Source organism: Streptomyces sp. NPDC027189 (assembly GCF_055566975.1).
Genome location: NZ_JBVHRI010000023.1, coordinates 48,534 through 74,393 on the forward strand (window position 1 = coordinate 48,534; position 25,860 = coordinate 74,393).

Below are 25,860 nucleotides of genomic sequence, written 5' to 3' on the forward strand. Positions count from 1 at the left end.
CGCCTTCAGGGCGGATCGTCCCTCGGCTCCAACTGCCCGCAGGGGAGCGCGGGTTGATTTGATAGCTTGTGAGTTGTGGAGACCGGCCATGTGAAACGGGCGTATCGGTACCGCTTCTACCCGACTGATGCGCAGGCGGCAGAGCTGTCGCGCACGTTCGGGTGTGTGCGGAAGGTCTACAACATGGCGCTCGCCGCCCGTAGCGAGGCGTGGGCGCGGCAGGAGCGCCTCAATTACGGCGCCACGTCGGCGATGCTGACGGCGTGGAAGAAGACCGAAGAGTTCGCCTATCTGGGCGAGGTGTCGTCGGTGCCGTTGCAGCAGGCGCTGCGGCATGTGCAGGCGGCGTTCACGAACTTCTTCGGCAAGCGGGCCAGGTATCCGCGGTTCAAGAGCCGCAAGAAGTCGCGGAAGTCTGCGGAGTACACCACCAGCGCCTTCCGCTTCCGTGAGGGGAAGCTGACGCTTGCGAAGATGAGCGAGCCGCTGGCGATCGTGTGGTCCCGGCTGCTCCCCAAGGGCGCGCAGCCGTCCACGGTGACCGTGTCCCAGGACAGTGCGGGGCGCTGGTTTGTGTCCCTGCTGTGTGCAGACCCCGACGTCATGCCGCTGCCCGCGAGGGACACAGCGGTGGGTGTGGATGTCGGCCTGGACCATCTGCTGACTCTCTCCACGGGGGAGAAGGTCTCCAACCCGCGGCATGAGCGCCGCGACCGCGCCCGTCTCGCCCACGCTCAGCGGGCGCTGTCCCGCAAAGCCAAGGGAGACGGGACCAACCGGGACAAGGCCCGGCGCCGAGTCGCCAGGATCCACGCCAGGATCGGCGATCGCCGCAGGGATCACCTGCACAAGCTGACCACTCGACTCGTGCGTGAAAACCAAACGCTCGTGATCGAGGACCTGACCGTGCGCAAGATGGTCAGGAATCGCAGTCTTGCCCGCGCGATCAGTGACGCGGCGTGGGCGGAGTTGCGGAGCATGCTGGAGTACAAGGCCGCCTGGTACGGGCGGGAAGTGATCGTGGTGGACCGCTTCTTTCCCTCGTCCAAGTTGTGCTCCGCCTGCGGCAGTCTCCAGGCGGAGATGCCGCTCAGCGTCCGGTCCTGGACCTGTGACTGCGGGACGGTCCATGACCGGGACGTGAACGCGGCGAAGAACCTTCTGGCCGCCGGGCTGGCGGTGTCGGTCTGTGGAGCTGGTGTAAGACCTCAACGGAGTACTCCGGGCAGGCAGTCGGCGGTGAAACAGAAACCCTCACAGCGCGAGCCGTGAGAATCCCCCTCGTTCACGAAGGGGAGAAGTCAAGGGATCAGTTGTACGTCACGGGTACGACATCGCCGCCTCCACGACATGGCTCTCTGTACGACGACAGTCGTCGCTACGACATCGCCGTCCCGGCGGGCTGCCATACCTTGCCGGGAATTGAGCGGCGCACCCCGTCCGAGCAGCATGGACGCATCCACAAAGCAGACCTCAGGGAGCGGACATGCGCGCCTATCACCTCGAAACGCTCGGCACCGTCGACGGCATCGTCCCGCGCGAAGCCGACCGCCCGGAGCCCGGCCCCCGCGAGATCCTCGTCCGCGTCCGCGCCGTCTCCCTCAACAAGCGCGATCTCCTGCTCATGAAGGGGACCTACCCGCTGAAGGCCGTGCCGGACGTGATCCCGATGAGCGACGGAGCGGGCGAAGTCGTGGCGGTGGGAGGGGAGGTGACCAGGTTCGCGGCCGGTGACCGGGTGGCGGGCACGTACTTCCCCAACTGGCTCGACGGGCGGATCACTCCGACCCAGTTCGACCAGCCGGGCGCCACCCTGAACGGCATGCTCACCGAGTACGCCGTCCTGGACCAGCAGGCCGCCGTACTCGTCCCGGACCACCTGACCTGGGAGGAGGCGGCCTGCCTGCCCTGCGCCGGAGTCACCGCCTGGCACTCCCTGACGGGCGGCGAGCCCCTCGCCCCCGGCCAGACCGTGCTCACCCTGGGCACCGGTGCGTTGTCCCTCTTCGTGGTGCAGTTCGCCAAGATGCTGGGCGCCGAGGTGATCGCGACGACGTCGAGCGCCGCAAAGGCCGGCCGTCTCAAGGTGCTTGGCGCGGACCACGTCGTCAACTACGCGGAGAACCCCGAATGGGGGTTGACGGTAAGGGAGTTGACCGGAGGTCGCGGTGCCGACCTCGTCGTCGAGACGAACGGCCCCGACACCATCGAGCAGTCGATGCGCGCCGCCGCGCTCTACGGCCAGATCGTGCTCCTGATCACCGGCAACCCTCGCAGGCAGGGCATCGAGATCTCCAACGCGGCGTACGCGTCGAGTCTGGCGACGATTCGCCGGGTGTTCGTCGGCAGCCGGGCGCACTTCGAGTCGATGAACCGGGCGCTGACGCTGCACGGGACGCGCCCGGTCATCGACCGCGTCTTCGGCTTCGACGAGGTCCACGAGGCCTTCCGCCACTACGAGAGCGGGGCGGCCTTCGGCAAGGTCGTCATCCGGGTGGCGGCCTGAGCCGTCGTCGCCAGGGTGGCGGCCTGAACCGTCGTCATCCGGCTGGTGGCCTGAGTGGTCGTCATCCGGGTGGTGGCCTGAGTGGTCGTCATCCGGGTGGTGGCCTGAGTGGTCGTCATCCGAGTGGTGGCCTGAGCGCCGCGGCCTCCCGCGCCAGGGCCTCGATCCGGCCCCAGTCCCGCCCCGCGACCGCGTCCTGCGGCAGCATCCAACTCCCGCCCACACAGCCGACATTGGGAAGCGCGAGATACTCCGGCGCGGAGGCCGGACCGATGCCGCCCGTAGGGCAGAACCGCGCCTGTGGCAGCGGGCCCGCCAGCGACCTGAGATACGCCGTGCCGCCCGCCGCCTGCGCCGGGAAGAACTTCATCTCGCGCACGCCCCGTTCCAGCAGCGCCACGACCTCCGACGTGGTGGACACCCCCGGCAGGAACGACACCCCGGACGCCTTCATGGCATCGAGCAGTACGTCCGTCCAGCCCGGGCTGACCAGGAAGCGTGCGCCCGCCGCCACCGAGTCGGCCACCTGCTCCGGTGACAGGACCGTGCCCGCGCCGACCACCGCGTCCGGCACCTGGGACGCGATCGCCCGGATCGCGTCCAGCGCGACCGGTGTCCGCAGTGTCACCTCGATCGCGGGCAGCCCGCCCGCGACCAGCGCCCGCGCCAGCGGTACGGCGTCGGCGGCGTCCGTGACCACGACAACGGGGACCACGGGGGCGAGATCCAGCACGGAGGCAGACGGGGACGAGGGCAGCGGCGAAGTCATAGGCCTCATCCTGCCCGGGATGTGCAGCATGCGCAAAGGTCATTGCGCATGCTGCAATGAATCTCGAGTGACCCGTGCTGGCGGGGCGCCACGTCTTGATCGAGCGGCGCTCGCGGAGCGGACCGCGACCTTGGTCGCCGTTAGTCGAGTCGCGCTCGCGGCGCGGGCCACGACCGTGGTCGAGTCGCGCTCGCGGACCCGGCCGCAACCCCGGCCGGGCCCCCCGCGACCCGCAGGGAGTACGTCAGTGGATCTCCGTCACCACCACGTCCAGCGCCCACGGCCGGCCCGCCCTGCCGGGAGCCTCCGCCTCCACCACGTACCCGAGGTCCCGCAGCGCCGCCACCAGCTCCGTCGGGCCCTTCGGCGCCGCGCCCGCGCTGAGCAGGCTGCGCACGATCTTGCCCTTGGTCGCCTTGTTGAAGTGGCTGACGACGGAACGCTTCTCGACCCCGTTCACCATCTGGGAGTGCAGCACCCGCACGGTCGCCGTCCGCCCCGCGAGCTCGCCGTTCGGCTTCCACGCCGACGCGTACGCCGAGGACCGCAGATCCAGCACGAGCCCGGCGCCGGCCGCCTCCGGCAGCGCGGTGGCCATCGGCGTACGCCAGTGCGCGCCCAGCGCCCCGAGCCCGGGCAGCTTGACGCCCATCGAGCAGCGGTACGAGGGGATCCGGTCGGTCACCCGGACCGCGCCCCACAGCCCCGAGAACACGAGCAGCGAGCGCGCCGCCCGCCGCTTTGCCGCCGCGTCCAGGGAGGCCAGGTCCAGGGAGTCGTACAGGACGCCCGTGTAGATCTCCCCGGCCGGGCGGGCGCCCGCCGTCCGCAGGTCCACGTTCTTCGCGATCTCGCCGCGCAGGCCCTCGCTCAGTCCGAGCACCTCACGGGCCTTCTCCTCGTCGGCCGCGCTCAGCTCGACCAGCTCGTCGAGGACCGCCTGGCGCGCCTCGGTGAGGCCCGGCAGGGACAGCGACTCCAGCTTCAGCGCGGTTCCCCGGCCGGAGGGCGCCTTGCCTTCGGAGGGCGGCAGCAGCACGAGCACGGTGTGGTTCTCCTAACGGTGGTGTGGCCCGGCGCCAGCCTAAGCGTTCGGGGTGCCGGGTGAATTCGGAGTGCGGGCGAACTCCGGATACCGGGAGAACTCGGGACGCCGGGAGAACTCGGGACGCCGGACGAACGCGCGGTGTCGGGCAAACTCGAGACGCCGGGCGAACTCGGGGTGCCGGGTGAAGGAGCGCGTCCTACGCTCGCCGTATGCCTCGCCGCCACATACGTGTCACCGGTGCACCGGAGGCTCCCCTGCGAGCCGCCCTCCGCGCGCTGCGGACCGAGCTGGGGGTGTCGGAGGGCTTCCCGCCCGACGTCCTCGCCGAGGCCGCGCGGCCACCGCGCCTGCCCTCCTACGATGCGACGGACATCCCCCTCTTCACCGTCGACCCCCGGACGTCCACCGACCTCGACCAGGCGATGCACCTGGCGCGCCGCAAGAAGGGCGGCTACCGCGTCCGGTACGCCATCGCCGACGTCGCCGCCTTCGTCGCACCCGGCGGTGCCCTGGACGCCGAGGCCCACCGCCGCGTCACGACCCTCTACTTCCCGGACGAGAAGGTCCCGCTGCACCCGTCCCGGCTCTCCGAAGGCACCGCCAGCCTGCTCCCCGACCAGACCTGCCCGGCCGTGCTGTGGACGATCGACCTCGACTCGGACGGCCGTACGGAGGCGACCGACGTACGCCGTGCCCTCGTACGCAGCCGCGCCAAGCTGGACTACACGCATGTGCAGAGGCAGATCGGGGAGGGGACGGCGGAGGAGCCGCTGGCCCTCCTCAAGGACATCGGGGAGGCCCGAGAACGACTGGAGGTCGAGCGCGGCGGCATCTCGCTGAACGTCCCCGAGCAGGAAATCGTCGACGAGGACGGGACGTACGAACTCGTCTACCGCGCCCCGCTCCCCGCCGAGCACTGGAACGCGCAGCTCTCCCTGCTCACCGGGATGGCGGCGGCCGAGCTGATGCTCTCGCACGGCACGGGGATCCTGCGCACGCTGCCCGCCGCCCCGGACGGCGCGGTGGGCCGGCTGCGCCGTACGGCCAAGGCCCTGCGCATCGACTGGCCGCACCATGTCTCGTACGCGGAGCTCATCCGCTCCCTCGACCCGCACTGGCCGCACCACGCGGCCTTCCTCCAGGAGTGCACGACGCTGCTGCGCGGCGCGGGTTACACGGTGTTCCGGGACGGCGTCCTCCCGGAGGTCACGTCCCACTCCGCCGTGGCCGCGCCCTACGCGCACTGCACGGCCCCCCTGCGCCGCCTCGCCGACCGCTACGTCTCGGAGCTGTGCCTCGCGGCAGCCGCGGATCAGCCGGCCCCCGAGTGGGTCCTCGCGGCCCTCGACGACCTCCCCAGGCAGATGGCCGACGGCGCCCGGCGCGCGGGCACCGTCGAGCGCGAGTGCGTGGACATCGTGGAGGCCGCGCTGCTCAAGGACCGCGTGGGCGACATCTTCGAGGGCTGCGTGGTCGACGTACAGGAGCACGAACCCACCGTCGGAACGGTGCAGTTGGAGTCCCCGGCGGTCTTCGCCCGCATCGCGGGCGGCACGGCCCGGCTGCCGCTGGGGGAGCGGTTGCGGGTGCGGCTCACCCAGGCGGACCCGGGAACGGCGAAGGTGCAGTTCGCGCCCGCTTGAGCGCGCGCACGAGAGCGTCGGGGTCGTCCGCGTGCAGCCGCACCCGATGCAGCGAACGCTCTCGGCCCAGGAAGGTGAAGTGGCTTACCGGGGTGGAGAGTTCGAGGGTGACGTCGGTCTGGGAGCCGACCGCGAGGTTCAGTTCGCCCTCCGCCGCCTCGTGCGTGGTGCGCAGCTCGCGGCGGACGGCCGCGACGGCTGTCAGGGGTATCCGCAGATCCACGTGCGCGGCGTTGCGGACCCGCAGGTGCGTGGGGCCGAGGACGTGCGGGCGCGCGTCACACACGCCGCGTGCAGGCCGACGACCAGCAGCACCGTGTACACGTCGAGGACCAGCACCACCGTGTGCGCGACCGGCCACGCGCGCAGCAGCACCGCCATGCCGGCTGTCTCGACGACGCACACGAAGGCGAGCGCGGCCATCGTGGCGCCCTGGCCCCGCGCGTAGCCGAAGGCGCGTCCGTCGCGCGTGCCGTGCGTGCGCCGCGTCGACCACATCAACAGGCTGACGAGCAGGCGCAGTTCATGCCGTACGAGAGCGCGCGCGATCCTCATCGGCGACGCTCCGCGAGCATCCGCATCGTCCGGCGTATCGCCTCCGCCTGGGCCGGTGCGAAGTCGGCGAAGAAGGCGCGCAGAAAGCCGTTGTCGGAGTCCACCTCGGTCTCCTGCACCAAGGCTTCGGGCAGACAGGCGGCGAGGGCCCGCGCGGCCTCGTCCACCCGCGGGTCGGCCGGGTCGGCGTCGGCCAGTGCGTCCAGCAGCGCGTAGGCCTCGTGCGCCCGCTCCACCGCGCCCGGCGCCTCGAACGCGCTGCCCAGCACGGCCAGCAGCCGCTCCCGGTCCGCCGGGTCCGCCGCGGTCTCGATGAGTGCGAGCATCTCGCGGTCCTTGGCGGCCATGGGGGACTCGGGTCCGTCATGGGCCATCTCGCCGAACAGCGCGGCCAGTTCGGGCGAGACGGGACCTTCGGCGGGCAGCTCCTGCTCCAGCAGGACACGCAGCCGAGCCCGCCGTTCCCGGATCGCGGCCTCCTGCCGCGCCAGGTCCTCGTCCAGCTCCCCGAGCACCTCGGCGAGCTCGCGCCCGGCGTCGTCCGCGAGGACATCCCGTACCTCGGCGAGCCCGAGCCCCAGCTCGGTGAGCCGCCGGATCCGCGCGAGGACGACTGCGTGCCGCAGCCCGTAGTCCCGATACCCATTGGGCCGCCGCTCCGGCTCGGGCAGCAGCCCCAGGTGGTGGTAATGCCGCACAGTCCGCGGCGTGACGCCGACGACCGCGGCGAGTTCTCCGATCCGCATGGGATCAGTAGAAACGTTGACGTTGCGGCAGGGTCAAGCGAGGCAGGTTTGAGGCAGGTTCGCGCGGCGAGGCGGCGCACTCCTTGACGGCTAACGCCGTTAGCCATATGGTCATGGCTAACGGCGTTAGCCGCATACGGGAAGTCCAAGGAGGCAGCCATGACCACCCACACCGTCACCCCCTCGCGCTCCGCACTCACCGTGATCCGCCGGACCGCCTGGCTGGCCTCGGCCCTGTTCTGGTCGGCCTTCGCGGTCCTCGAAGCCGTGAACCACGGCTGGCTCGCGGGCACGCTCGCCCTCGCGTTCTTCGTCATCCCGGACCTGACCTTCCTGGTCGCCCTCGACGACGCGCCGCGGATGGCGAAGGGGCAGCTCGCGCCCCGCGCGGTGCCGTACTACAACGCGCTGCACCGGGCCCTGGTCCCGCTCGCCCTCGTGGCGCTCTACACCGTGGCGGCACCGGTGACCTGGGCCCCCGCGTTCGCGGCCCTGTGCGGCTGGCTCGCCCACATCTCGTACGATCGCGCCTTCGGATACGGACTGCGGACGAAGGAGGGCTTCCAGCGTGGCTGAACGACTGACCGCACGGTCCCAGGAGATCGTGACGGCCGCCCGGACCCTCCTGGAGGAGTCCGGCCCCGCCGCGCTCACCATGCGGGCCCTCGCCGACCACCTCGGCATCAAGGCCCCGTCCCTCTACAAGCACTTTCCCGACAAGCAGGCGGTGGAGGTCGAGCTGATCGCGCAGATGCTCGCCGAGTCCGCCGAGGCGATGGAGGCCGCCGAGGCGCGCGAGCCCGGCTCGCTCCCCGCGCTGGCCGAGGCGTACCGCGCGTACGCCCTCGCCCACCCGCACCTCTACTGCCTGGCCACCGAGCGCCCCCTGCCGCGGGCGTCCCTCCCGGCGGGCCTGGAGGACCGGGCCGCCGCACCGCTGATGCGGGTGTGCGGAGGCGATCTGGACCTCGCCCGCGCGACCTGGGCGTTCGCCCACGGGATGGTGATCCTGGAGATCCACGGGCGGTTCCCGGACGACGCGGATCTGGACGCGGCATGGAAACGGGGGACACGGGCGTTGCACTGAGAGCACTGGAGGAACCGGGGGAGAACGACCGTGACCGTACGCGAAGAGGCCCGATGGACCCGGGCCACCCTCGGTCGTGACGGCCGGCCCCTGGACCTGCTGACCGCCCGCTTCGACACGTTCCGCTACGCGCCGCACGCCCACGACGAGTTCACCATCGGCGTCTGCGTCGGCGGCTCCGAGATCATCGACTACCGGGGCGGCCACATCCACACCGGCCTCGGCTCGATCGTCGTCCTGGCCCCCGGCGAGATGCACACCGGCGGCCCGGCTGCCTCCGACGGCTACGCCTACCGGGCGCTGTACGCCGAGCCCTCCCTGCTCACCGAGGGCACCCTCGGCGGCCTCCCGCACTTTCGCGAACCCCTCCTCGACGACGCCGAGCTGGCCGCCGCCCTGCGCACCGCGCACACCGAACTGAGCGTCTGCCCCGACCCGTTGGAGGCCGAGTCCCGCCTCCCGTGGCTGTTCACGGCGCTGGCCCGCCGCCACTCCACAGCCCGCCCGGCGTGCGACACGGTCCCGGGAGCGGCCCACATAGCCCACGCCGTACGCGACCGTCTGGCCGACGAACTCCAGGCGCCTCCCTCCCTCACCGCCCTCGCCACAGACCTGGGCCTGTCGCGCTACCAACTCCTGCGCGCCTTCCGTACGACGATGGGGATACCGCCGTACGCCTGGCTGGCCCAGCACCGGGTGAACCGGGCCCGGAGGCTGCTGGAGTCCGGGCTGCGACCGGCGGAGGTGGCCTCACTCGTGGGCTTCGCGGACCAGGCACACCTCACTCGCTGGTTCAGGCGGGTGCTGGGGGTGACCCCGGCGGCGTACCGCGCGAGCGTGTCACGGGCGGCATAGCGCAACAGCGTTCAAGACCCCTGCCGCCGAGGCGGCCGAAACTGCCCCCATGACTGCACGTGGCTGGTTCCTGTTCTCCCTGATGGGAGTGGTCTGGGGCATCCCCTACCTGATGATCAAGGTGGCGGTGGACGGCGTGTCCCCGTCCATGGTGGTGTTCACGCGCTGCGCGGTCGGCGCCGCGCTGCTGCTCCCGTTCGCGATACGCCAGGGTGGCCTGACCCGGACCGTACGTACCCACTGGCGCCCGATGCTGGCCTTCGCGTGTATCGAGATCATGGTCCCCTGGTGGACCCTGACGGACGCCGAACGTCACCTCTCCAGCTCCACCGCGGGCCTGCTGATCGCAGGCGTGCCGATCGTCGGTGTGGCCGCGGCCCGCCTCTTCGGCGACACGGAACGGCTCGGCGCCCGCCGGATGGCAGGCCTGGCGCTGGGCCTGTCCGGCGTCGCGGTCCTCACCGTCCCGCACCTGACCGGCGGTGACGCCCGCTCACTGGCCGAGGTACTGCTGACGGTCGTCGGCTACGCGACGGCGCCGGTGATAGCGGCGCGCCACTTGAAGGACGTACCGTCACTGCACCTGACGGCCCCGTGCCTGGCCTTGGCGGCGCTGGTGTACGCCCCCGCGGCGGCGGCCACCTGGCCTGCCTCGACCCCCTCCCCCCAGGTCCTGTCGGCCCTGGCCGGCCTGGGGGTGATCTGCACGGCGATCGCCTTCGTGGCCTTCCTGGAACTGATCAAGGAGGCGGGCCCGACGAGGGCCACGGTGATCACGTACGTGAACCCGGCGGTCGCGGTGGCGGCGGGCGCGCTGTTCCTGGACGAACGCCTGACGGCGGGGATCGCCGTGGCCTTCGCCCTGATCCTGGCTGGCTCGGTCCTCGCGGCCGCCGGACCGAGGCGCGCCGCACGCCCGGTACCATGGTCGACACGGCAGACGAGCCGGGCGGACGGCCGCGTGGAGGTTCTTGTGGACCTTCCCGAGGAACGTCCGGGCTCCACAGGGCAGGGTGGTGGCTAACGGCCACCCGGGGTAACCCGCGGGACAGTGCCACAGAAAGCAAACCGCCGGGGGCTTCGGCCCTCGGTAAGGGTGAAACGGTGGTGTAAGAGACCACCAGCGCCTGAGGCGACTCAGGCGGCTAGGTAAACCCCACCCGGAGCAAGGTCAAGAGGAGCCGCTGTAAAAGGTGGCTCTGCGCGGACGTTCGAGGGCTGCCCGCCCGAGTCCGCGGGTAGACCGCACGAGGCCGGCGGCAACGTCGGTCCTAGATGGATGGCCGTCTCCCCGGCCGCCGCGAGGCGACCGGGTGACAGAACCCGGCGTACAGCCCGACTCGTCTGCCGCCAATGGCCTCTGATCAGCGTTTTAGCTGGTCAGAGGCTCTTTTTCGTGCATTCAGGCCCTCGGCTAGAACCCGTTCCGTACGGGTCCATACCGGGGTTCACGGCTACGTACGTAGCCATGAAAGTAGCCATGGCACGGGGGTCTGCGAGCCTGCTTGATTAGGCCCTTCACCTGCGGCAGGACGCCGCTGTCCTGGGCCTTTGATGGGATGGAGCTTCCCGTCGGAACATCGCGCGGCGGGGCGTGATCAGGTTGTACCTCTCTGATTGCCCCGGATAGATCGGCGGTTCCGCGGGGCGCAAACGCGCCAGCGGGGCTGAGGCCGACATCGGCCTCAGCCCCGCTGAGGGTTCTGCGCTCGCGCCCGGAGAGGCGCTGAGGTCACGCCGCGACAGGCTCGGCGGGCCGCGACGGCCGCGCCGTGAGGCCCGCGGCGATGGCGCCGTGCGTGTCCGCGTGGTCCCGCAGGAGGTGGCTGTACGTCCGGCGCAGCTCCTCGACGGAGTCGCCGACCCACGCCGCCACGGTGTGCTCCGGGATTCCGTTCTGAAGGCACGTGGAGATGAAGGTGTGCCGCAGGTCATGGAACGTGGGGAGCTTCCCCTCTTCGTCCTTGATCCCCAGCTTCCGCAGCGTGGGCTTCCACGCGTCGTCATTGAAGTGGTTCCGGCAGACGAGGTTGTTGCGCGCGCTCCAGAACAGGGCGCGTGCCGTGCCGCGCTTGCACTCGGTGAGCGTCTTCTTGTGCTCCCACAGGACGTTCTGGGTGACCCGCGGCGGCTGCCGCTCCATGAACTCCTCCAGGGCGTCCACCAGGTACGGCGGCATCGGGACGTCTTTGGTGTTCAGGCGCGGGCTTGTCTTGAGCCTGTCGACGAGCGTGGGGCTGTAGCGGGTCTCCTTGGTCCGGAGGATCTGCCGGCGCACGGTGAGCAGCTTGCTGTCCGTGTCGATGACGTCCTCGCACACGGCCAGGGCCTCTGCTTGGCGGAGTCCGCACGCGAACCCGAGCATGGGTATGAGGCGGTACCGCTTGGGAAACTCGTCGTAGATCGCCCAGCACTCGGCCGGGCTGAAGACGTAGGAGGTCGACTCGGCGACGTAGGGCCCGTCTACCTCGTACGTGGGGTTGGATGCGATCTTTCCGTTCTGGAGGGCGTCCTTGAGGATCATCTTGAAGACCTTCCAGTGCCCCTCCGCGGTGGAGTTGGCGAGGTCTTTGTTGGCCTCCATCTCCTGTACCCACGCCTCAACTTGGGCCTTCCTGATGGTGCGAAGGCGCTTGCTTCCCCAGCGGGGGTTGAGGTGGACGCGGACTGTGGACTCGTAGCCGGCGACGCTGATCTCCTTGGCGCGTCGTCGGCCCAGCCAGTCGGCTGCCCACTGCTTGAAGGTGAGGTTCGTTTCGACGGGCTCGGGGGTTGCGCCGGGGGCCATTCCGTCGAGGATCGCTTGCGCTTGAGCCTGCGTCAGACCGACTGATTCGGGGATCGTCGCGCGCGTGCGGCTACCTTCGTCAGTCGTGCGGTTGTAGGACCAGCTATGGCCGCACCCGCCCTTCTTCGGCCTGTTCTGGTCAGGGCAGTCGCACCTTTTGTAGACAGTGGGCTTGCGTGCCACGGGACGCCTTTCGCGATCTTGGTCGTTTCTTGGGTGACTCCCTGGCCAGGGGAGTTGGACTGTACGTAGGCGTAGCCATGGCAGGTCAAGTCGTCGCGTCAGAGGCTGTGTCGTCGGTGAGGGCCCTGTATTCGCAGCTATAACTCACGTGCCGGCGCCAGATCTTCATTCCGTGCGTGCGTCTAGCCATGCCTCGAAATCGCGCTCCCGTACGCGGAGAATTCGATCGCTGATGCGCACGACGGGGATGTCCCAAGTTCTGTAGTTGTCGAGCACCGTGCGCTTTGGGACTTCCATGCGCTCGGCAATCGTCTCGAAACTCAGCAATGTATTTGAACCGCCGCGAGCCATGGTCATCCTTGTTCATCCGTAGGTGCCCCCGGGCGGACTGTTCCGGCCGGATGGAGCCGGTTGCGTTCAGTCCGGCACCGGTAGGTACGTGGATCACCGGAATCTGTTACACCTGTGGAGACGTACGGCGCCTGCAGGGGCCTGGCGTGGCTTCGGGGCGCCCGTGGGGCCGGTCCTCGGCGACGAGACCGTGGCGTCTGGAGGCCGGCGTTTGGTGGCCGCGCGCGTGACGATCGACGCTGATCGAGCAGTGCGGGCGGGCGTGTGGTGCCAGGGGTCTGCCTGTGCGGCAGGTTGGTGAGTGGCGCGCGGTATCGCAGGCCTGTTCGATGCGGTCCGTAAAGGATTGGTTATGCTGCCTCAGCGCCGCATCGGAACGTGATCGTCCGTTGGTGGGGGAACTGGGAAGGTGGGCCCGAGTGCGGCGTCGTAGCTGATCACCACAGCACCGGCTTGGGGGGATAACACGCCGTGACCGACACTCTGGAGGCCCTGGTCGCACGCGCCGCAGCAGGCGGGGACGACGGGGCTGACGCCATTGGGGCGTTGTACGACGAACTGAATGACACCGTGTACCACTGGGTGCGGTTCTACATCCGGGACGGGCACTTCGCGGAAGACCTGTGTCAGGAAGTGTGGCTGAAGGTCGCTCAGAACATCGGCAAGTACCGCGCGGGGACGAGTCTGCTGGCCTGGTTGCGCACGATCACGAAGAACACCGCGCTTGATCACCTGCGCTTGGTCCAGCGGCGGCCCTCGGAAGTGCTGTACGCCGATCATCTTGAGCTCGACCGGCCGCGCTTTGACCAGAGCCCGGAGGAGCACGCTGAACGGCGGGCACTGGCTGAGGCCGTTGCCGCCCGCATGCAGAAGTTGCGTCCTGAGCAACGCGAGGTCTTGATCCTGCGGTTCTTCGACGGGCTGACCCCTGGCCAAACCGCGGAGATCATGGGGAAGAGCGACGGCGCGGTCCGTACCCTCACGGTACGAGCCCTACGCAAACTCGCCGAGGTCATGCCGGCTGGGCAGTCGTCTCCCCAGCTGATCGAGGAACTGCTGACGGCGGTAGCGGGCAGAAATAGGGTTGTCGGAACACGGGCAGAGACACGAGAGGCGAGGGCGCATGTCGCGACGCGCTGAGCAGAGCGAGCGCCTAGAGCGGGCGCTGGATGGCGGGCCCACCCCTCACGATGAGGAGACCCGCGAGATGTTGGCCGCCGCTGGTGCGCTGCGGCCCGGTTACCAACGCAGCCCTTCGCGGGTGCGCGATGCCAAGGAAGCGATGCTTCGCGAGTTCGCGCGCGTCCAGAACCCGCAGGAGGTGCGGGAGGACGCCGGATCGGGTGACGGCCTGGATGAGCCGGAGCTCCATCGTGAGGAGATCGAACTCCCCGATGGTGCTCAGCTCGTCCTCACCGACATCGAAGACATCACGCCTGAGCGTGTCGAGAAGACGGCCGCGCGTATCGCTCGGATCTTGAACACCAGGGAAAGGGACCGCCAGAGTTGAGCAGCGCAATATCCGGGGGCTGTGGCGGCTGGGGTCAGTCGTGACCGAGTCGCAGCCTCGCGTCCGAATCCACATCCTGACCCCCGAGGACGAGGACGATGCAGAGCTCACCGACCTGGGCCTTGTAAACCTGGGGGGTGAACGCCTCCTGTTCTTGAAGCCCCAGAGCTTCGACTCAGCCGTACGGCAGGTGCGTTCTGCATTGCCTGATCTCCCACTGGAGCAGGTCGAACGCATGGTCCGTGAGCACCCGGAGTTCAAGGACTTCGGTGAACTGCTGGGAACCGTCAAGCCAGCTCCACCACTCGACATCACCCCCATGCCCGACGAGCCCCTCCTGCCCGGACGCCCGCGCGGCCGAGCGAGGCGGTGGGTAATCGCTGCGGCGTTGGTGCCTGCGCTCGCAGGCAGTTGGGCGCTGGGCTACCTCACCGCCGGCAGCCCAGCAGGAACCTCAGCGAGTGCACCGGACAAGAGCTCGTCGCCGAGTCCTTCCGGCGCCTCGGCAGGGCAGTCCTCGGTGAAGCCGTTCGTAGGCTCGGAGTTTCTGGACTTCTCCGAGGCTGGCCAGATCGACTGCGAGCCGATCGCCAATCTCGAAGCAGAGTGCACGGACGCTGACGGCATGGTGATGGCAAGCAAGGCGGCCATCGGACCGGACAGCACGATCTTCACCTTCTCGTACGGCTCAGAGCGCATAGGGCTGAGGATCTTCGCAGACAAGGACTATGCGAAGACGTGGGTCCGGCAGGACGGTACGACCGAGCTGTACCCCAATCTCTCCCGATCCGGCCGGTACGTGCTCTGGGGCACGGACAAGGGGCGGTTGTCGGAGTACACGGACTTGATCCAAGACACGGAAGCCAACTCGTCGGCGAAAGCGAACGTGTCGGGCTTGGCGGCGCCGCTCCCGCCTCGTCTGGCCGCGCTCACCCTAGGTACGTTGGGGCTGGACAGGCAGGACGTGGAGACCATCCTGTACTCGCCGCACAGCGCGCAGGTCGACGAACCTGTTCTCCTGGCCGCGCAGTCAGTGCTCGGTGTCCTAACCAACCCCCCGTGGTTCACGGGCGGCGACGACATCGTGGCGATCGCTGCTGGTCTTGATCAGCCGCCCGTGGTGTCCTTGCCTGTGCACACTGCGGACATGGAGCCCCCGGTTGTGCCTGTGGTGGACGGCCGCACTGCTTCCACGCCGACAGCGAGCACGGAAGGGACGCAGCCAGCTCCCACGACCACCACCCCGTCGACGGAGCCGAGCACCCCGACAGACCCGACGGAGCCGTCCACCGGGGACACGACGCCGAGCGAGCCTCCCGCAGAGACGACTCCCGCGGCCCCGGAGCCGTCGGACCCTCCGGCCACCGACCCGGTGGAGGAGACGCCGACCGCTCCCGTCGAGGAGACCCCGGCCCCGGCCGACGAGACGCCGACCACCCCGGTCGAGGAAACCCCGGCGCCCGCGGAGACGCCGGCCGCTCCCGCCGAGGAGATGCCCGCGCCTGTCGAGGACACGCCTGCCCCGGTCGAAACGCCTGCAGAAGGCGCCGAGCCCCCCGGGCAGGCGGCAACTCCGCCCGCAGAGACCACGGACCAGGTCGACGACGGCGACCTGCTCATCCTGGACTCCGCCTGGACCGTCGCCGCCGCCTGAACAACCCCGAGGGGCCCCGGACAGCAGCGCGGGGCCCCTCGAGTGCGTAGCGGTCAGAACGGCGGATCTTCAGGCGCTGGTCCCGCCCACGGGTCATCGGCAGCGGGCCACCCCTGCGCCGCGGCGGCCGGGCGCTGCGCGCCGCCTCCGGTCTTGGTGACCTTCGTGGTGGCGTTGCGCAGGCTCGCGCCGACCTCTTCGACGTCCAGCTCGAACACGGTGCGCTTGACGCCCTCACGGTCCTCGTAGGACCGCTGCTTGAGGCGCCCCTGGACGATGACGCGCATGCCGCGGGTGAGGGACTCGGCGACGTTCTCGGCCGCCTGCCGCCACACGGCGCAGGTCAGGAACAGGCTCTCGCCGTCCTTCCACTCGTTGGTCTGCCGGTCGAAGGTGCGGGGAGTCGAGGCGACGCGGAACTTGGCAACCGCGGCGCCGGAGGGAGTGAAGCGGAGTTCGGGGTCGTCGACCAGGTTGCCGATGACGGTGATGACGGTCTCGCCTGCCACTGACAGGGCCTTTCGGGGATGGGGCCGGCCCGCGGGTTGCGGGCCGGCCGGGAACGGTCAGGAGAACAGGAGCTTCCAGGTCTTCGGCCCGGGGATTCCGTCGGCGTCGCCCGCCAGCTCCTTGTGGGCGAGCTGGAAGTCGCGGACGTTCAGCCGGTCCGCCTCGCTCCACTTGGGCCCGGGGCCGGAGGTGTAGTGCTTGCCGTAGCCCTTCCGGACGAGCCGCTGTCCGACGAGGGTGATGCTCGCGTTGGATTTGCCGGGCCCGAACTTGTCGACGCCCGGGAACGGCGGGGCGGGCTTCGGCGCGGCCTTGCCCGGCAGGGTGCCCAGCAGCTTCTTGAGGGAGTCCTCGCCGGGCACGCCGTCCGCGGCCTGGCCGGTGTAGCCCAAAGACTCCTGGTAGTCCTGGTAGCTCAGGGTGTCGGCGTCCGTCCACACAGGGCCGGGGCCGGAGGTGTAGTGCTTGCTGAATCCCTTCGCGACCAGGGCCTTGCCGACCTGGGTGATGTGGTCGCCCTTGGCGCCGTAGCCGTAGACCAGGCCATTGATGGTGACCTGCGCGCGGGAGACGGTGGAGCCGCCCGGGAGGTTGCCGCCCGGGTCCGGGACCGGAACGTAGCTGCCGGCGGGCATCCCCGCCTTCACCCAGGCGTACAGCTTGGTGCCGGGGCAGAGGGTCGCGTAGCCGTCTCGGTGGCCCTTCTTGGCCAGCTTCTGTCCGGTCTTCCTGCACGCCTCGTCGTACAGCGCGCGGCACGCGGCCAGTGCCTTTGCGCTGGGCTCCTGGTCGCCGCCGATGGCGATCTGCACGCCGAAGCCGGAGATGTTGTGCCCGGGGCAGTGGGCGCCCTGCAGGTTCCAGCCGCGGCCCTCGTAGATGTTGCCGGCCTGGTCGACGACGAAGTTGTAGCCGACGCCGGACCAGCCCTCGCCCAGGTGCTCGGCCTCGATCGCGCGCATGATGGCGTAGCCGGTCCGGGCGATGGGGGTGCCGCCGTCGTAGTGGACGAAGAACTCGGTGCGCTGCGACAGCGCGATGGTGGCCGGGGTGCCGTTCCAGGGCTTCGCGCCCCAGGTGGAGCGGGAGATGATGTTGACCATGGGTGGTGTGCCCTCCGGTGCTGTAGATCAGGAGGGAGCACCGTGCAGGGGCGGGGTGGTTAGCGTCGCGTCCTGGAAATGGCGACGGCCCCGGTGGTGAGACCGGGGCCGAATCGTGTGGTCAGTCGACGACTTCGGCGTCGACGACGCTGCCGTCCTCCAGCTCCGGCGGGTACTCGACGGCGAACAGGCTCTTGTCCAGGCGCTCGGCGAGTGCAGACAGGTCGACGGGCTGCTCGTCGTCGCCGGTCGGTGCGCCGAGCCCGTTGATCTCGACGGCCACCACGGCGTCCTTGCCGTAGTGCTCGCGGTGCTGCCGCTCGAGGTACCAGGCGTCCGCACGCCAGTCTGGGGAGGTACGGTCCTCGACGGTCTCCTCGACCACCTCGCCGGTGACCGAGTCGCGGAACCGGCGTGTGGTGACCTTGGTGACGATTCCGCCGTCTGCGACCCTGCGGATGTTGGCCATGGCGCGCGCGGCCGCGGTGGCGCGCGCGGTGCGGACCCTCTCGTACAGGGCCGCGTACTCCTCCAACTCCGGGTCGGGGGCCTCACCTGCGTCGCGGGCCTCGACCTCGGCGCGGCCCTCGGCCATCCACCGGAGGAAGGTGGTGCGGGAGATTCCGGCCATCTCCGCGGCCAACTCGACGGCGACGCCTGTGCGGGAGGCCGCGACGAGCCGCTGCTCGACCTCTTCGGAGAGCAGGCGTGGGCGGCCGCCGCGGCTACTGGGCCGGCGGGCCTTGCGTCGAGTGGACATGGGCGGACCTCTGCGACGGGGTCAGCGGCCGGTGTTGAACATGTGGCCGCAGGCGGGGCAGGTGGTGTGTGCGGCGCCGCCGTCGTCAGGGCTGAGGTTGTCCCCGTGTTCGCCGTCGTCGGGCAGGTGGAGGGTGGGCAGTTCGTCTTCGCGGATGCCGCCGGGCAGGGTCTCGGGATCGACTTGGCCGAGGAGCTTGTCGAGTTCGTCGGCCGGAATGGCGAGGGAGTCGAACAGCTCCATCTCGTTGGTGGCCAGGTCCTCGAGGATCGCGGCGAACTCGCGGGCGTCCCAGCCGCCTTCGCCGGGGAGCCGGTTGAGCTTGATGGCCAGGGCCTCGGCCTCAGCGTCGGACTTAGAGGACCAGCCGCGCAGGACGGGGACGAGCCATCCGCCATCCTCGTCGAGGACGACGCCGCCCGGCAGGGGCATTCCGCGGCTCTGCATCTCTATCAGGGCCTCGCGGCGGCCGTGGCCGTGCAGGACGCATTGGGTCCGTTCGTCGGCGACGGGGACTTCGACCAGGCCGTGCATGCGGATCGCGTCGATGAGGAGTTCCAGCTCGTGCCGCTTGGGGTTTCGCGGCGCCGGCGTGAGGTTGGTGAGCGGCACGTACGCGATGAAGCGCGGCGGTTGGGCGATCGTCTCGGTCACGGCTGCTGCGGTCCTCTCCCATGCGTCGGTACCGGCGGCGGGTGAGGACTGCGAGCCCGCGGACTCCTACCGCGGCGCCCCGCCTCGCAAGCGGGACATGCCGTCATGGCCGGTCCTCGCCCGCTGCCGGGCCGGTGCTGCCCTCGTTCCGGTTGGGGCGGCGCCGGGGCTCTACTGGCTTCTGGTGACGTCGCCGGAAGTGGTAGGGCCGCGGGGGAAGGTAGGTAGTCACGCCTCTAACGTCGCGTTCTACACACGCGAGTCTCATTGCTGTACTATTCGGCGTGGCTGGGAGAGCGACCCAGCTACCTGGGCCTAGGTGTAACAAAAATCGGCGCCTGTCGTACCTCCATGCGACGCCCCGAGACGCCCCGCCCGGGACAGCCCTAAACCCCTGACCCTTTGGTGTCCGGGGAAAGGAAGGAACACCGCATGGCGAACGGCGCCACCGAGGAAACTCGGGCCGGCCAGTCAGTTGAGCCGCCTCTCTCTGAGGTCGGCCTCGTCGGGGCCCTCGCCCGTCTCCTGAACGAGCGGACCGCAAAGATCATCAAGCCGCGGGTGGATGCGCCGAAGGCGCGCCTGATCAAGGCGTATGAGGGCGGGCAGTCCGAGCTTGTTGTCCGAGTCGGTGACGACATCATTGGCCGCTACAAGGTCAACGTGGCGCAGCCGAAGGTCGTTGTGGACCCCGACAACGAAGAAGCGTTGAACGCGTATGCCGACCAGCACGGCGGCACCGAGGTTGTCATCCGCCGAAACGCAAAGTGGGAAGAGGCCCTGCTCACGTACGCGGAGTACGACGAAGAGACGGGCAAGATCGTCGACACCCGCACGGGCGAGTTCGTCCCAGGTCTCAAGTACGAGAAGGGCGGGGAGCCCACAGGCAGCCTGACGTTTACGTGGGAGCAGAAGGACGTCGGCAGGAAGCGGCTGATGCGCCATTACCAGGACGGCACGCTGAACCACCTCCTGGGCGAGACGCCGGAGTTGATGGCCGGCCCCCGGCCCGCCGCCGAAGACGGCCAGCGCTGACCGCCCCGGGCCTGGCCCCCAGCGGCCAGGTCCCGATCTCCCCAAGGGAACACCGATGACCACTCCCACTGACGTGATGGCGCCTGCGCTTGCCAGCGGCATATCTGATCGTGCGTTCCGCGTCCTTCACGTTCTCGCCCTGCACATGGATCGCGGATGGGTCTCCATCCCGCCCATTGCTGAACTCCTCGGGATGACCCCCCATCAAATCCGTCTGCCGCTCGCCGAACTGCGTGCGGCGGGCATGGTCGAGCACGACCGGCGATACGAGACTGGCGACACGGGTCGCAAGACGTGGCACACGTACGTCCGCCTCGCCGACGACACTCCCGCCGAGGCCGCTGCATGAGCCGCAATAGCGCCTCGGGCAGTGTCCGCGTCAAACGGCGGACGCCGTTCGTCATCATCGAGTCGGCAACCGCCCGCGATACACGCCTGAGCTACCGCGAACTCGGGTTGCTGACCTACCTCCTGGACCAGAGCGAGGACTGGCAGGTCCGTTCGGAACAGCTCTCCCAGGGCGAGGGGCGCGAAGGCCGTGACGCCGTCCGCAAGTCCCTTCACAGGCTCGCTGCCTGCGGTTACTACCGCCTTGAGCGGCGCCGCTTCCGCAACGGCAAGACCGCCATGGGCACGGCCATCTCCGACCATCCCGTCGAGCGGTGGGCCACCGACTACGTGACGTTCGGCAACAAGCTCGACATCCCCGTGGTGGAACAGGAAGACGGCACCTTCTGCGTGAAATACGCGGACGGCACCCTCGGCAGCGACGGGTTCGACGTGGCAGCCGAGGACATCGAGCCCCCGGCCGAGGATGAGCCGGAGGAGGAACTAGCCGCTGGTGAACCGGAGCCCTCGGCGGCCGCGCCAAAGGACACCTCCACGACGCAGCCCGCCAAGAAGACGTCCCCCCAGAAGACCGCGGCACATGAGAAGGCGGCCGCGGCCGAGGAGAAGGCCGCGCAGGAGAAGGACCTCGATGAGGCTGCTCGCAAGGTCGCCACGTGGTGGTGGGGACATGCCGAGAAGCACTTGGGTAAGTACGTCGGCCAGCGTGGCGGATTCATGGCCGTCGTCAAGATGGTCCGGCGTGCGCTGGACGCGGGCTACAGCCAGCAGGAGTGCGCCAAGGCACTCCAACACGCCCGCAAGCACTTCCCCGCCGCGCAGCAGTGGCAGGACGCCCTCGGCGTGGTCACCAACCACATCCAGCCACAACAACGCAGTGGACGCATTCCATACAGCGACGAGGCGACCTGGGGCGCAACGAACGACGCCCCTCCTTCGACTGACGACACAGACGACGCCACCTTCGGCGTGGTCGCCCGCACGTAAGGAGCATGACCCCGATGTCTCTCACCACGGCAGCCCCGGCGATTGCCGCCCCTGCCCGCGGTCTCAACGCGCTCGGCGACCTCAGCGAGCACGTTCTCAGCGTGCTCAAGAGGGGCGGCGCGGACCTGTCCCAACTCGGCGTCCCCGCACAGCCGGAACCAGAAGACGGCCTGTGGGAGGACGTAAGCGTGCCGCAGGCCCGTGTCCGTCGCGACGTATGGAGGAACAGCATGCTGGACGCCGCGCACCACGAGTACCTGCACTTCCGGTTCGAGCACCTGGACCCGAACCAGAAGCCGAACACGCTGCGGAACTGGCTCGGTTCCCTGGTGGAGGCGAAGAAACGCAAGGCGCGGCCCGAGGTCCTGAACCTGATCGTGCCCGGGAACATCGGCAGCGGTAAGACGGCAGCCGTGTGCGCCCTGGGCAACGAGGCGTCCGAGCAGGGCCTGGTCGTGCGCTTCGTGAAGCACGCCACCTACCTGACGTGGCGTCGCCCGGACTCCGCCCCGCACAACCTGACCGCACACCAGGTGCGGGAGCGGTTCGTCACCTGCGACCTGCTCATCCTCGACGAACTGTGCGGCGAGATGGACATGACCGCCACGGAGTTCGCCCGCAAGGAGACCATCGACCTGATCGACTCCCGGCTGGCGGCCGGCCGTGCAACGGCGTTCTCGACGAATCTCCGCAGCCGGAGCCAGCCGGGCAGTCCCGGCCTGGGTGTGGTCGACATCCTCGGTGAGCGGCTGCTGTCGCGGCTCGAAGCCTCCGCCCACCTGGTGAAGATCACGGGCCCGGACCGGCGGAAGCCCCTGAAACCCCTCGACTGGTAGCCCTCTCGAACTGCCCTAATCGAGAGCCGAACTGACATGGCGTGAGCAAGGTCAGCGCGAGAGATCAAAAGACGCTATATCGTTTAGTCGACCCGGAAGGCCATGAGCATAAGCCGACCGGGAAGACCCGAACGAAGGGATGGTGTCTTGCCGAAGGTGTCGTTTTTCCACGGCCGCCAGGGCAGCAAGCAGAAGCCGACAAAGCTGCTGAACGAGTCCGGGGTACCCCCGTTTACCCGTTGGGAGCGCTTCGGTGCCGGCTTGACCGCAGTGGGCGGGGCCGCCGTTGGAGGCCTGGGCTTCTACGCATCGTTCGACGCCGTGTCGACCGCCGCCGCGTCCTGGGGCTTCACGGAGCCGTGGGTCCTTCCTACGGCCATTGACTCGGCCATCCCGGTGTTCACCGGGGCATACCTCTTCCTGATCCGTATGGGCATGCCGCTCGCCTGGGCGCGGATCGTCCCCTGGACTCTGAGCCTGATCACCTGCGCGCTGAACGTCGCGGCTGGCAGCTCCCTGTGGTCCAAAGTTGCGCACGGCTCCATGTCCCTGCTCTGGGTTGCCGTCTCCGAGATCGCCGCGCACATCTACGCCGTCCGGATCGGTGCGGCCACCGGGCGTCCCCTCATGGACAAGGTCAGGTGGGCTCGCTGGGTCCTCTCGCCGCTGGCTACCTTCTTGCTCTGGCGTCGCATGAAGCTGTGGGAGCTGACGTCGTACGACGATGCGCTCGACCTGGAGCAGGAGCGCCTCGTCTACCAGGCGCTTCTCCACGGCCGGTTCGGGCGGGCGTGGCGCAGGAAGGCTCCGGTCGAGTCGTTGCTGCCGCTACAACTCGTCCGCCGCGGTGTCCCGCTCGCCGAGACGGCTGCAAGCGGTCTTCGCGCGGCGGGCATCGAGCCCACGGGCATCTTCGCTCGGCCGCCGGCCGAGGAGGTGGCGGCGCTCCCGGCCACGACACCCGCCCCACCCCCGGCTCCGACGGTTCCGGTGGCCGCCAACAAGCCGCGCACGGTCAGGGCCTCAGTGCCCCCGCAGTCGCAGCCGCGGAACCAACAGCAGTGGAGCATCCCGCAGTGGAGCACCGAGGATGAGCTGTACGAGATCATCAAGGACGTCCTCGACAACGGACACCGGGAAGCCTTCAGCGGACCGCTGACCGGCAAGGCGATCGGGCTAGTCCTCGGCAAACACGAGGGCGAGGGCCGTAAGGTCCGTGGCCGCCTCATCAAGACCTACGCCGCGACGAAGGGCATCAGCATCCCGGACAAGGCCACCATGGGCGAGATCTTCGCGTTGTTCGGCCAGGCGCTGACGCCAGTCAACCCGTAAGGCATCCTGCCTCTACCCGTACCGAAGCGGCGGGCTCCCCACCTGGGGTGCCCGCCGCCTGCATGATCGGACCCTTGCATGACACCGGAGATCCTGGCCCGGATCACCGCCGCCCGTGCCGCCCGAGACCTCTCTGACCTGGCCCGTCAGGCGGTTGGCGCAACAGCCGAGACGACCAGCGCCACCGAACGCATCACGAATGCGCGCCGCCTGCGCCAGATGGTGAACGAGTACGTCGACCGGGTAGTCCTGGCCGAGGTACTGGCTGGCGCCGACTGGCCGGAGGTCGCTCAGGCGCTCAGCCGCCGCGACCCGGGCACGGTGGAGGAGGAGTACGCCGACGCCGTCGCGGAGTGGAGCGCGCTCACCGAGGACGAGGCCAACGAGACGGCCGCCGGCGTCGAGGACCTGGACGAGTGGTACGCCCGGCACCGTGAGGATCACGACCCTGACCTCGAAAAACCCGTCGCTGATCTGCTGAACAGGCATTGAGTCGGGCCTTCGTACGGGTAGAGTAGTACAGCAATGAGACCGGCGAGAGCTTAGGGCTGTCGCTGACTCATCCTGCGCGGGAGAGCAACCCGCGGGCCCGAACGAAGGAACACGATGCCTGGTATCACCACGCCCCAGCGCGAGCGCAGATCACGCAAGCCGACCGGTCTCCCGAACCCGCCCATGATCGTGCTGTGCGGACCCGAGAAGTGCGGCAAGAGCTACGAGGCCGCCCTCGGCACCGCATCCGACCTGGTCGGCATGACGTACTGGATCGAGATAGGCGGGTCCGAGGGTACGGCCGACTACTACGGCCGGATTCCCGGCGCCCGGTACGAGATCGTCGAGCACGAGGGCACCTACCAGGACATCCTCGACGCGGTTCGATGGGCCATCGCTCAGCCCCGGGTCAACGGCAAGCCCAACATGATCGTGGTGGACAACGGCACGAACATGTGGGACATGCTCAGCGACGAGCAGGCCCTGTTCGCCCGGCGGCGCGCTGTGAACAAGGCCCAGGAGAACCGGCGCCGGGCGCCTTCACTGAACGACCCTGTCGTCGTCGACCCGGACCTGTGGAACCGGGCCAAGGACCGCTGGGGCGAGTTCCTGTGGCTGCTCCGTCGGCACGCCGGCCCCGTGGTGATCATCGCCCGCCAGGAGATCGTCACAGCGTTCGAGAACGACAAGCCCACGCGCAACACCACCCGGAAGATCAAGGCGGAGAAGAACCTCCCGGCCGCGGTCGACGCCATCGTGGAGCTTCACAGCCTGGGCGAGGCGTACCTGACCGGGGTGCGAACCCTGCACTGGGACGTCAAGCCCGGTGAGACCATCCCGTTCCCGGACTTCTCCATCGACACCCTCTTGCGTCGGCTCGGTTTCGAGGAGGCGGCCGCCGTCCGGCAGGTCACCGAGGCCCGGCCCGAGGCGTACCTGCAGGAGCAGGACCACCAGCGCGCCCAGCAGCGGCAGCCGTCCGCGCAGCAGACACAGGCCCGTCAGCAAGCCGGGCACCCGTCGGGCCTGACGGGGGAGCGGGCCGTCGAGCTGGTCTACAAGGCCCTCAAGGACGAGAACAACCCGGAGGCGTGCCTGCACGCCATCCGCGAGGAGTGGGGTATCCGCACCCTTCGGCAGATCCGAACCCGTACGAAGCTGTGGGGCGAGATGAACGCGGACGCCCTGATCACCAAGTCCCTCGCCTACATCAAGGAGCAGGCGGAGCAGCGCAGGAACGCCGCCGACGGCGGGCAGCCGGCCGGGCCCAGCACCCCGCCGCCCGGCCAGGGGGAGCAGGAGCAGGCACGCGAGCACCAGGAGCAGCCGGCCCGGCCGCAGGCCCCCAGCGAGCCGGGTACCGAGCAGGCACCGCCGGACGAGAACGACGCGCCCCCGCCGCCGGACCCCCAGGCCGAAGCGCCCCCGCCCACGGAATCCCCGGAGGACACCAGCGCGGCCGAGGAGCCGCAGGCCCTCCCGCCCCAGCGCGCCGCAAAGGCCGCCCCGTCCCGGAAGAAGGACGACCCGAAGCAGATCGCGTACCAGGCGCTGATCGAGGAAGCCGAGGTTCAGGCCCGGGTGAAGTTCACTACCGTGGGTGAGCATCTGGGGCCAGTCACCGAGGCCGGAGAACCCGGCCTTGGGCAGCTCCGGGACTACGTCCAGGCCCACCGCGCCGAGGTCATCACTCTCCTGGAGGAGGCCGACGAACCCGCGCTCGCCGATCTCTACCGCAGGGCGCCGATGCCGGATCTCGGCATCAAGAAGAAGTTCGCCGACTACTTCGACCGCGCGCCCTCCCGGCAGTGAGGTGACGTGAGGTGACGCGCGCCCGGGGCCGCTCGGGTTCGCCCACCGCTCTCCGTTGCCTCCCCGCGCTCGTCACCTCACCTCACCTCACCTCACCTCCAGGGGCGCGCCGCGCGCCACGCACTCGCCTGCAGGCGCGCCCTGGGCCGGTGGCTGGCGCGCCCGTGATCGCAGTCCGAGGCGCGCCCGCGCCGCGCGCCACGCTCCCTCGACCGCGCGCGGGGCCGTGGCACACCCCGGCTCCCTGCGTCGCGCGACAAGCTTGGGGTGCATTTAGAAGAACGCATCGAAGGAGC

At 69.5% G+C, this 25,860-nt stretch carries 24 protein-coding genes, 1 other RNA gene and 3 pseudogenes; 18 read left to right on the plus strand and 10 right to left on the minus strand.

Going from position 1 to position 25,860, the window contains the following annotated elements:
* Positions 1–75 precede the first annotated feature (75 nt).
* Entirely contained in the window at positions 76–1,272 is a 1,197-nt protein-coding gene (locus ACZ4RZ_RS37940) for an RNA-guided endonuclease InsQ/TnpB family protein (RefSeq protein WP_467751628.1), read from the plus strand.
* 214 nt (positions 1,273–1,486) lie between these two features.
* On the plus strand, positions 1,487–2,506 hold the full coding sequence (locus ACZ4RZ_RS37945) for a zinc-dependent alcohol dehydrogenase family protein (protein WP_467751630.1): 1,020 nt from the start codon (positions 1,487–1,489) through the stop codon (positions 2,504–2,506).
* Between the two features lie 115 nt (positions 2,507–2,621).
* On the opposite strand, the gene eda is transcribed toward ACZ4RZ_RS37945, so the two are convergent.
* Both eda and yaaA read right to left on the minus strand, forming a co-directional pair.
* Positions 2,622–3,275 (minus strand): bifunctional 4-hydroxy-2-oxoglutarate aldolase/2-dehydro-3-deoxy-phosphogluconate aldolase, encoded by a 654-nt coding sequence (gene eda / locus ACZ4RZ_RS37950; protein WP_467751632.1) that lies wholly within the window; start codon positions 3,273–3,275, stop codon positions 2,622–2,624.
* 244 nt (positions 3,276–3,519) lie between these two features.
* On the minus strand, positions 3,520–4,320 hold the full coding sequence (yaaA, locus tag ACZ4RZ_RS37955; protein WP_467751633.1) for a peroxide stress protein YaaA: 801 nt from the start codon (positions 4,318–4,320) through the stop codon (positions 3,520–3,522).
* Positions 4,321–4,532: 212 nt separating this feature from the next.
* Here yaaA and ACZ4RZ_RS37960 point away from each other — a divergent pair, with 212 nt between their 5' ends.
* Positions 4,533–5,966, plus strand: a complete 1,434-nt coding sequence (locus ACZ4RZ_RS37960; RefSeq protein ID WP_467751635.1) for an RNB domain-containing ribonuclease — start codon at positions 4,533–4,535, stop codon at positions 5,964–5,966.
* Here ACZ4RZ_RS37960 and ACZ4RZ_RS37965 read toward each other — a convergent pair.
* Together ACZ4RZ_RS37965 and ACZ4RZ_RS37970 are read right to left on the minus strand one after the other, a co-directional pair.
* A pseudogene (locus ACZ4RZ_RS37965) lies at positions 5,917–6,521 on the minus strand (hypothetical protein). The gene ACZ4RZ_RS37960 and the pseudogene ACZ4RZ_RS37965 overlap by 50 nt on opposite strands.
* Complete coding sequence (locus ACZ4RZ_RS37970) at positions 6,518–7,267, minus strand: MerR family transcriptional regulator (RefSeq protein WP_467751637.1); 750 nt, start codon at positions 7,265–7,267, stop codon at positions 6,518–6,520. Before ACZ4RZ_RS37970 ends, ACZ4RZ_RS37965 begins: the two are co-directional and overlap by 4 nt.
* Before the next feature lie 159 nt (positions 7,268–7,426).
* On the opposite strand from ACZ4RZ_RS37970, the gene ACZ4RZ_RS37975 reads away from it, so the two are divergent.
* The 5 genes and pseudogenes from ACZ4RZ_RS37975 to rnpB all read left to right on the plus strand — a co-directional run bounded on the left by ACZ4RZ_RS37975 (position 7,427) and on the right by rnpB (position 10,556).
* Positions 7,427–7,843 (plus strand): DUF4260 family protein, encoded by a 417-nt coding sequence (locus tag ACZ4RZ_RS37975; protein WP_467751639.1) that lies wholly within the window; start codon positions 7,427–7,429, stop codon positions 7,841–7,843.
* Complete coding sequence (locus ACZ4RZ_RS37980; RefSeq protein ID WP_467751641.1) at positions 7,836–8,354, plus strand: TetR/AcrR family transcriptional regulator; 519 nt, start codon at positions 7,836–7,838, stop codon at positions 8,352–8,354. Before ACZ4RZ_RS37975 ends, ACZ4RZ_RS37980 begins: the two co-directional genes overlap by 8 nt.
* Positions 8,355–8,384: 30 nt before the next feature.
* On the plus strand, positions 8,385–9,209 hold the full coding sequence (locus ACZ4RZ_RS37985) for an AraC family ligand binding domain-containing protein (protein WP_467751643.1): 825 nt from the start codon (positions 8,385–8,387) through the stop codon (positions 9,207–9,209).
* A 112-nt stretch (positions 9,210–9,321) separates the two neighbouring features.
* Positions 9,322–10,038, plus strand: a pseudogene (locus ACZ4RZ_RS37990) (DMT family transporter); the annotation flags it as partial.
* Between the two features lie 112 nt (positions 10,039–10,150).
* Positions 10,151–10,556: RNase P RNA component class A (gene rnpB / locus ACZ4RZ_RS37995), an RNA gene on the plus strand.
* 385 nt (positions 10,557–10,941) lie between these two features.
* Here rnpB and ACZ4RZ_RS38000 read toward each other — a convergent pair.
* Both ACZ4RZ_RS38000 and ACZ4RZ_RS38005 read right to left on the minus strand, forming a co-directional pair.
* Positions 10,942–11,997 carry a tyrosine-type recombinase/integrase gene (locus tag ACZ4RZ_RS38000; RefSeq protein ID WP_467751645.1) on the minus strand — a complete coding sequence of 352 codons (1,056 nt, stop codon included), beginning with the start codon at positions 11,995–11,997 and terminating at the stop codon, positions 10,942–10,944.
* 348 nt (positions 11,998–12,345) lie between these two features.
* Positions 12,346–12,537: a helix-turn-helix domain-containing protein gene (locus ACZ4RZ_RS38005; RefSeq protein ID WP_467751647.1), complete on the minus strand. Its 192-nt coding sequence runs from the start codon at positions 12,535–12,537 to the stop codon at positions 12,346–12,348.
* Positions 12,538–13,002: 465 nt separating this feature from the next.
* On the opposite strand from ACZ4RZ_RS38005, the gene ACZ4RZ_RS38010 reads away from it, so the two are divergent.
* The 3 genes from ACZ4RZ_RS38010 to ACZ4RZ_RS38020 all read left to right on the plus strand — a co-directional run bounded on the left by ACZ4RZ_RS38010 (position 13,003) and on the right by ACZ4RZ_RS38020 (position 15,695).
* Positions 13,003–13,671, plus strand: coding sequence for an RNA polymerase sigma factor (locus ACZ4RZ_RS38010; protein WP_467751649.1), 669 nt, complete (start codon positions 13,003–13,005; stop codon positions 13,669–13,671).
* A 67-nt stretch (positions 13,672–13,738) separates the two neighbouring features.
* Complete coding sequence (locus tag ACZ4RZ_RS38015; RefSeq protein ID WP_467751651.1) at positions 13,739–14,041, plus strand: hypothetical protein; 303 nt, start codon at positions 13,739–13,741, stop codon at positions 14,039–14,041.
* Positions 14,042–14,243: 202 nt separating this feature from the next.
* Entirely contained in the window at positions 14,244–15,695 is a 1,452-nt protein-coding gene (locus tag ACZ4RZ_RS38020; protein WP_467751652.1) for a hypothetical protein, read from the plus strand.
* A 71-nt stretch (positions 15,696–15,766) separates the two neighbouring features.
* Here ACZ4RZ_RS38020 and ACZ4RZ_RS38025 read toward each other — a convergent pair.
* The 4 genes and pseudogenes from ACZ4RZ_RS38025 to ACZ4RZ_RS38040 form a co-directional block, all read right to left on the minus strand.
* A pseudogene (locus tag ACZ4RZ_RS38025) lies at positions 15,767–16,204 on the minus strand (single-stranded DNA-binding protein); the annotation flags it as partial.
* 57 nt (positions 16,205–16,261) lie between these two features.
* Positions 16,262–17,308: a peptidoglycan-binding protein gene (locus ACZ4RZ_RS38030; RefSeq protein ID WP_467751654.1), complete on the minus strand. Its 1,047-nt coding sequence runs from the start codon at positions 17,306–17,308 to the stop codon at positions 16,262–16,264.
* A 121-nt stretch (positions 17,309–17,429) separates the two neighbouring features.
* Positions 17,430–18,068 (minus strand): hypothetical protein, encoded by a 639-nt coding sequence (locus ACZ4RZ_RS38035; protein WP_467751656.1) that lies wholly within the window; start codon positions 18,066–18,068, stop codon positions 17,430–17,432.
* Positions 18,069–18,089: 21 nt separating this feature from the next.
* Positions 18,090–18,722 carry a ParB N-terminal domain-containing protein gene (locus ACZ4RZ_RS38040; protein WP_467751658.1) on the minus strand — a complete coding sequence of 211 codons (633 nt, stop codon included), beginning with the start codon at positions 18,720–18,722 and terminating at the stop codon, positions 18,090–18,092.
* 432 nt (positions 18,723–19,154) lie between these two features.
* On the opposite strand from ACZ4RZ_RS38040, the gene ACZ4RZ_RS38045 reads away from it, so the two are divergent.
* From ACZ4RZ_RS38045 to ACZ4RZ_RS38075, 7 genes are all read left to right on the plus strand, one after another.
* Complete coding sequence (locus tag ACZ4RZ_RS38045; protein WP_467751659.1) at positions 19,155–19,757, plus strand: hypothetical protein; 603 nt, start codon at positions 19,155–19,157, stop codon at positions 19,755–19,757.
* A 193-nt stretch (positions 19,758–19,950) separates the two neighbouring features.
* Positions 19,951–20,106, plus strand: a complete 156-nt coding sequence (locus ACZ4RZ_RS38050) for a hypothetical protein (RefSeq protein WP_467751661.1) — start codon at positions 19,951–19,953, stop codon at positions 20,104–20,106.
* Positions 20,103–21,092, plus strand: a complete 990-nt coding sequence (locus ACZ4RZ_RS38055; RefSeq protein WP_467751663.1) for a hypothetical protein — start codon at positions 20,103–20,105, stop codon at positions 21,090–21,092. The genes ACZ4RZ_RS38050 and ACZ4RZ_RS38055 overlap by 4 nt, the downstream gene beginning before the upstream one ends.
* Positions 21,093–21,106: 14 nt before the next feature.
* Positions 21,107–21,928 carry an ATP-binding protein gene (locus ACZ4RZ_RS38060; protein WP_467751664.1) on the plus strand — a complete coding sequence of 274 codons (822 nt, stop codon included), beginning with the start codon at positions 21,107–21,109 and terminating at the stop codon, positions 21,926–21,928.
* A gap of 270 nt (positions 21,929–22,198) precedes the next feature.
* A complete protein-coding gene (locus tag ACZ4RZ_RS38065; RefSeq protein WP_467751781.1) occupies positions 22,199–23,260 on the plus strand; it encodes a DUF2637 domain-containing protein in 1,062 nt (353 codons plus the stop codon).
* A gap of 78 nt (positions 23,261–23,338) precedes the next feature.
* Positions 23,339–23,752 (plus strand): hypothetical protein, encoded by a 414-nt coding sequence (locus ACZ4RZ_RS38070; protein WP_467751666.1) that lies wholly within the window; start codon positions 23,339–23,341, stop codon positions 23,750–23,752.
* A 114-nt stretch (positions 23,753–23,866) separates the two neighbouring features.
* Complete coding sequence (locus ACZ4RZ_RS38075; RefSeq protein WP_467751668.1) at positions 23,867–25,564, plus strand: DEAD/DEAH box helicase family protein; 1,698 nt, start codon at positions 23,867–23,869, stop codon at positions 25,562–25,564.
* Positions 25,565–25,860: the final 296 nt, after the last annotated feature.

What these genes read in the sequence shown, in the direction of transcription:
- ACZ4RZ_RS37945 (WP_467751630.1), top strand. Translation starts at nt 1,487, where the DNA reads ATGCGCGCCTATCACCTCGAAACGCTCGGCACCGTCGACGGCATCGTC.
- eda (WP_467751632.1), bottom strand. Translation starts at nt 3,275, where the DNA reads ATGACTTCGCCGCTGCCCTCGTCCCCGTCTGCCTCCGTGCTGGATCTC.
- ACZ4RZ_RS37960 (WP_467751635.1), top strand. Translation starts at nt 4,533, where the DNA reads ATGCCTCGCCGCCACATACGTGTCACCGGTGCACCGGAGGCTCCCCTG.
- ACZ4RZ_RS37970 (WP_467751637.1), bottom strand. Translation starts at nt 7,267, where the DNA reads ATGCGGATCGGAGAACTCGCCGCGGTCGTCGGCGTCACGCCGCGGACT.
- ACZ4RZ_RS37975 (WP_467751639.1), top strand. Translation starts at nt 7,427, where the DNA reads ATGACCACCCACACCGTCACCCCCTCGCGCTCCGCACTCACCGTGATC.
- ACZ4RZ_RS38000 (WP_467751645.1), bottom strand. Translation starts at nt 11,997, where the DNA reads ATGGCCCCCGGCGCAACCCCCGAGCCCGTCGAAACGAACCTCACCTTC.
- ACZ4RZ_RS38005 (WP_467751647.1), bottom strand. Translation starts at nt 12,537, where the DNA reads ATGACCATGGCTCGCGGCGGTTCAAATACATTGCTGAGTTTCGAGACG.
- ACZ4RZ_RS38015 (WP_467751651.1), top strand. Translation starts at nt 13,739, where the DNA reads ATGTTGGCCGCCGCTGGTGCGCTGCGGCCCGGTTACCAACGCAGCCCT.
- ACZ4RZ_RS38030 (WP_467751654.1), bottom strand. Translation starts at nt 17,308, where the DNA reads ATGGTCAACATCATCTCCCGCTCCACCTGGGGCGCGAAGCCCTGGAAC.
- ACZ4RZ_RS38035 (WP_467751656.1), bottom strand. Translation starts at nt 18,068, where the DNA reads ATGTCCACTCGACGCAAGGCCCGCCGGCCCAGTAGCCGCGGCGGCCGC.
- ACZ4RZ_RS38045 (WP_467751659.1), top strand. Translation starts at nt 19,155, where the DNA reads ATGGCGAACGGCGCCACCGAGGAAACTCGGGCCGGCCAGTCAGTTGAG.
- ACZ4RZ_RS38050 (WP_467751661.1), top strand. Translation starts at nt 19,951, where the DNA reads ATGACCCCCCATCAAATCCGTCTGCCGCTCGCCGAACTGCGTGCGGCG.
- ACZ4RZ_RS38055 (WP_467751663.1), top strand. Translation starts at nt 20,103, where the DNA reads ATGAGCCGCAATAGCGCCTCGGGCAGTGTCCGCGTCAAACGGCGGACG.
- ACZ4RZ_RS38060 (WP_467751664.1), top strand. Translation starts at nt 21,107, where the DNA reads ATGTCTCTCACCACGGCAGCCCCGGCGATTGCCGCCCCTGCCCGCGGT.
- ACZ4RZ_RS38070 (WP_467751666.1), top strand. Translation starts at nt 23,339, where the DNA reads ATGACACCGGAGATCCTGGCCCGGATCACCGCCGCCCGTGCCGCCCGA.
- ACZ4RZ_RS38075 (WP_467751668.1), top strand. Translation starts at nt 23,867, where the DNA reads ATGCCTGGTATCACCACGCCCCAGCGCGAGCGCAGATCACGCAAGCCG.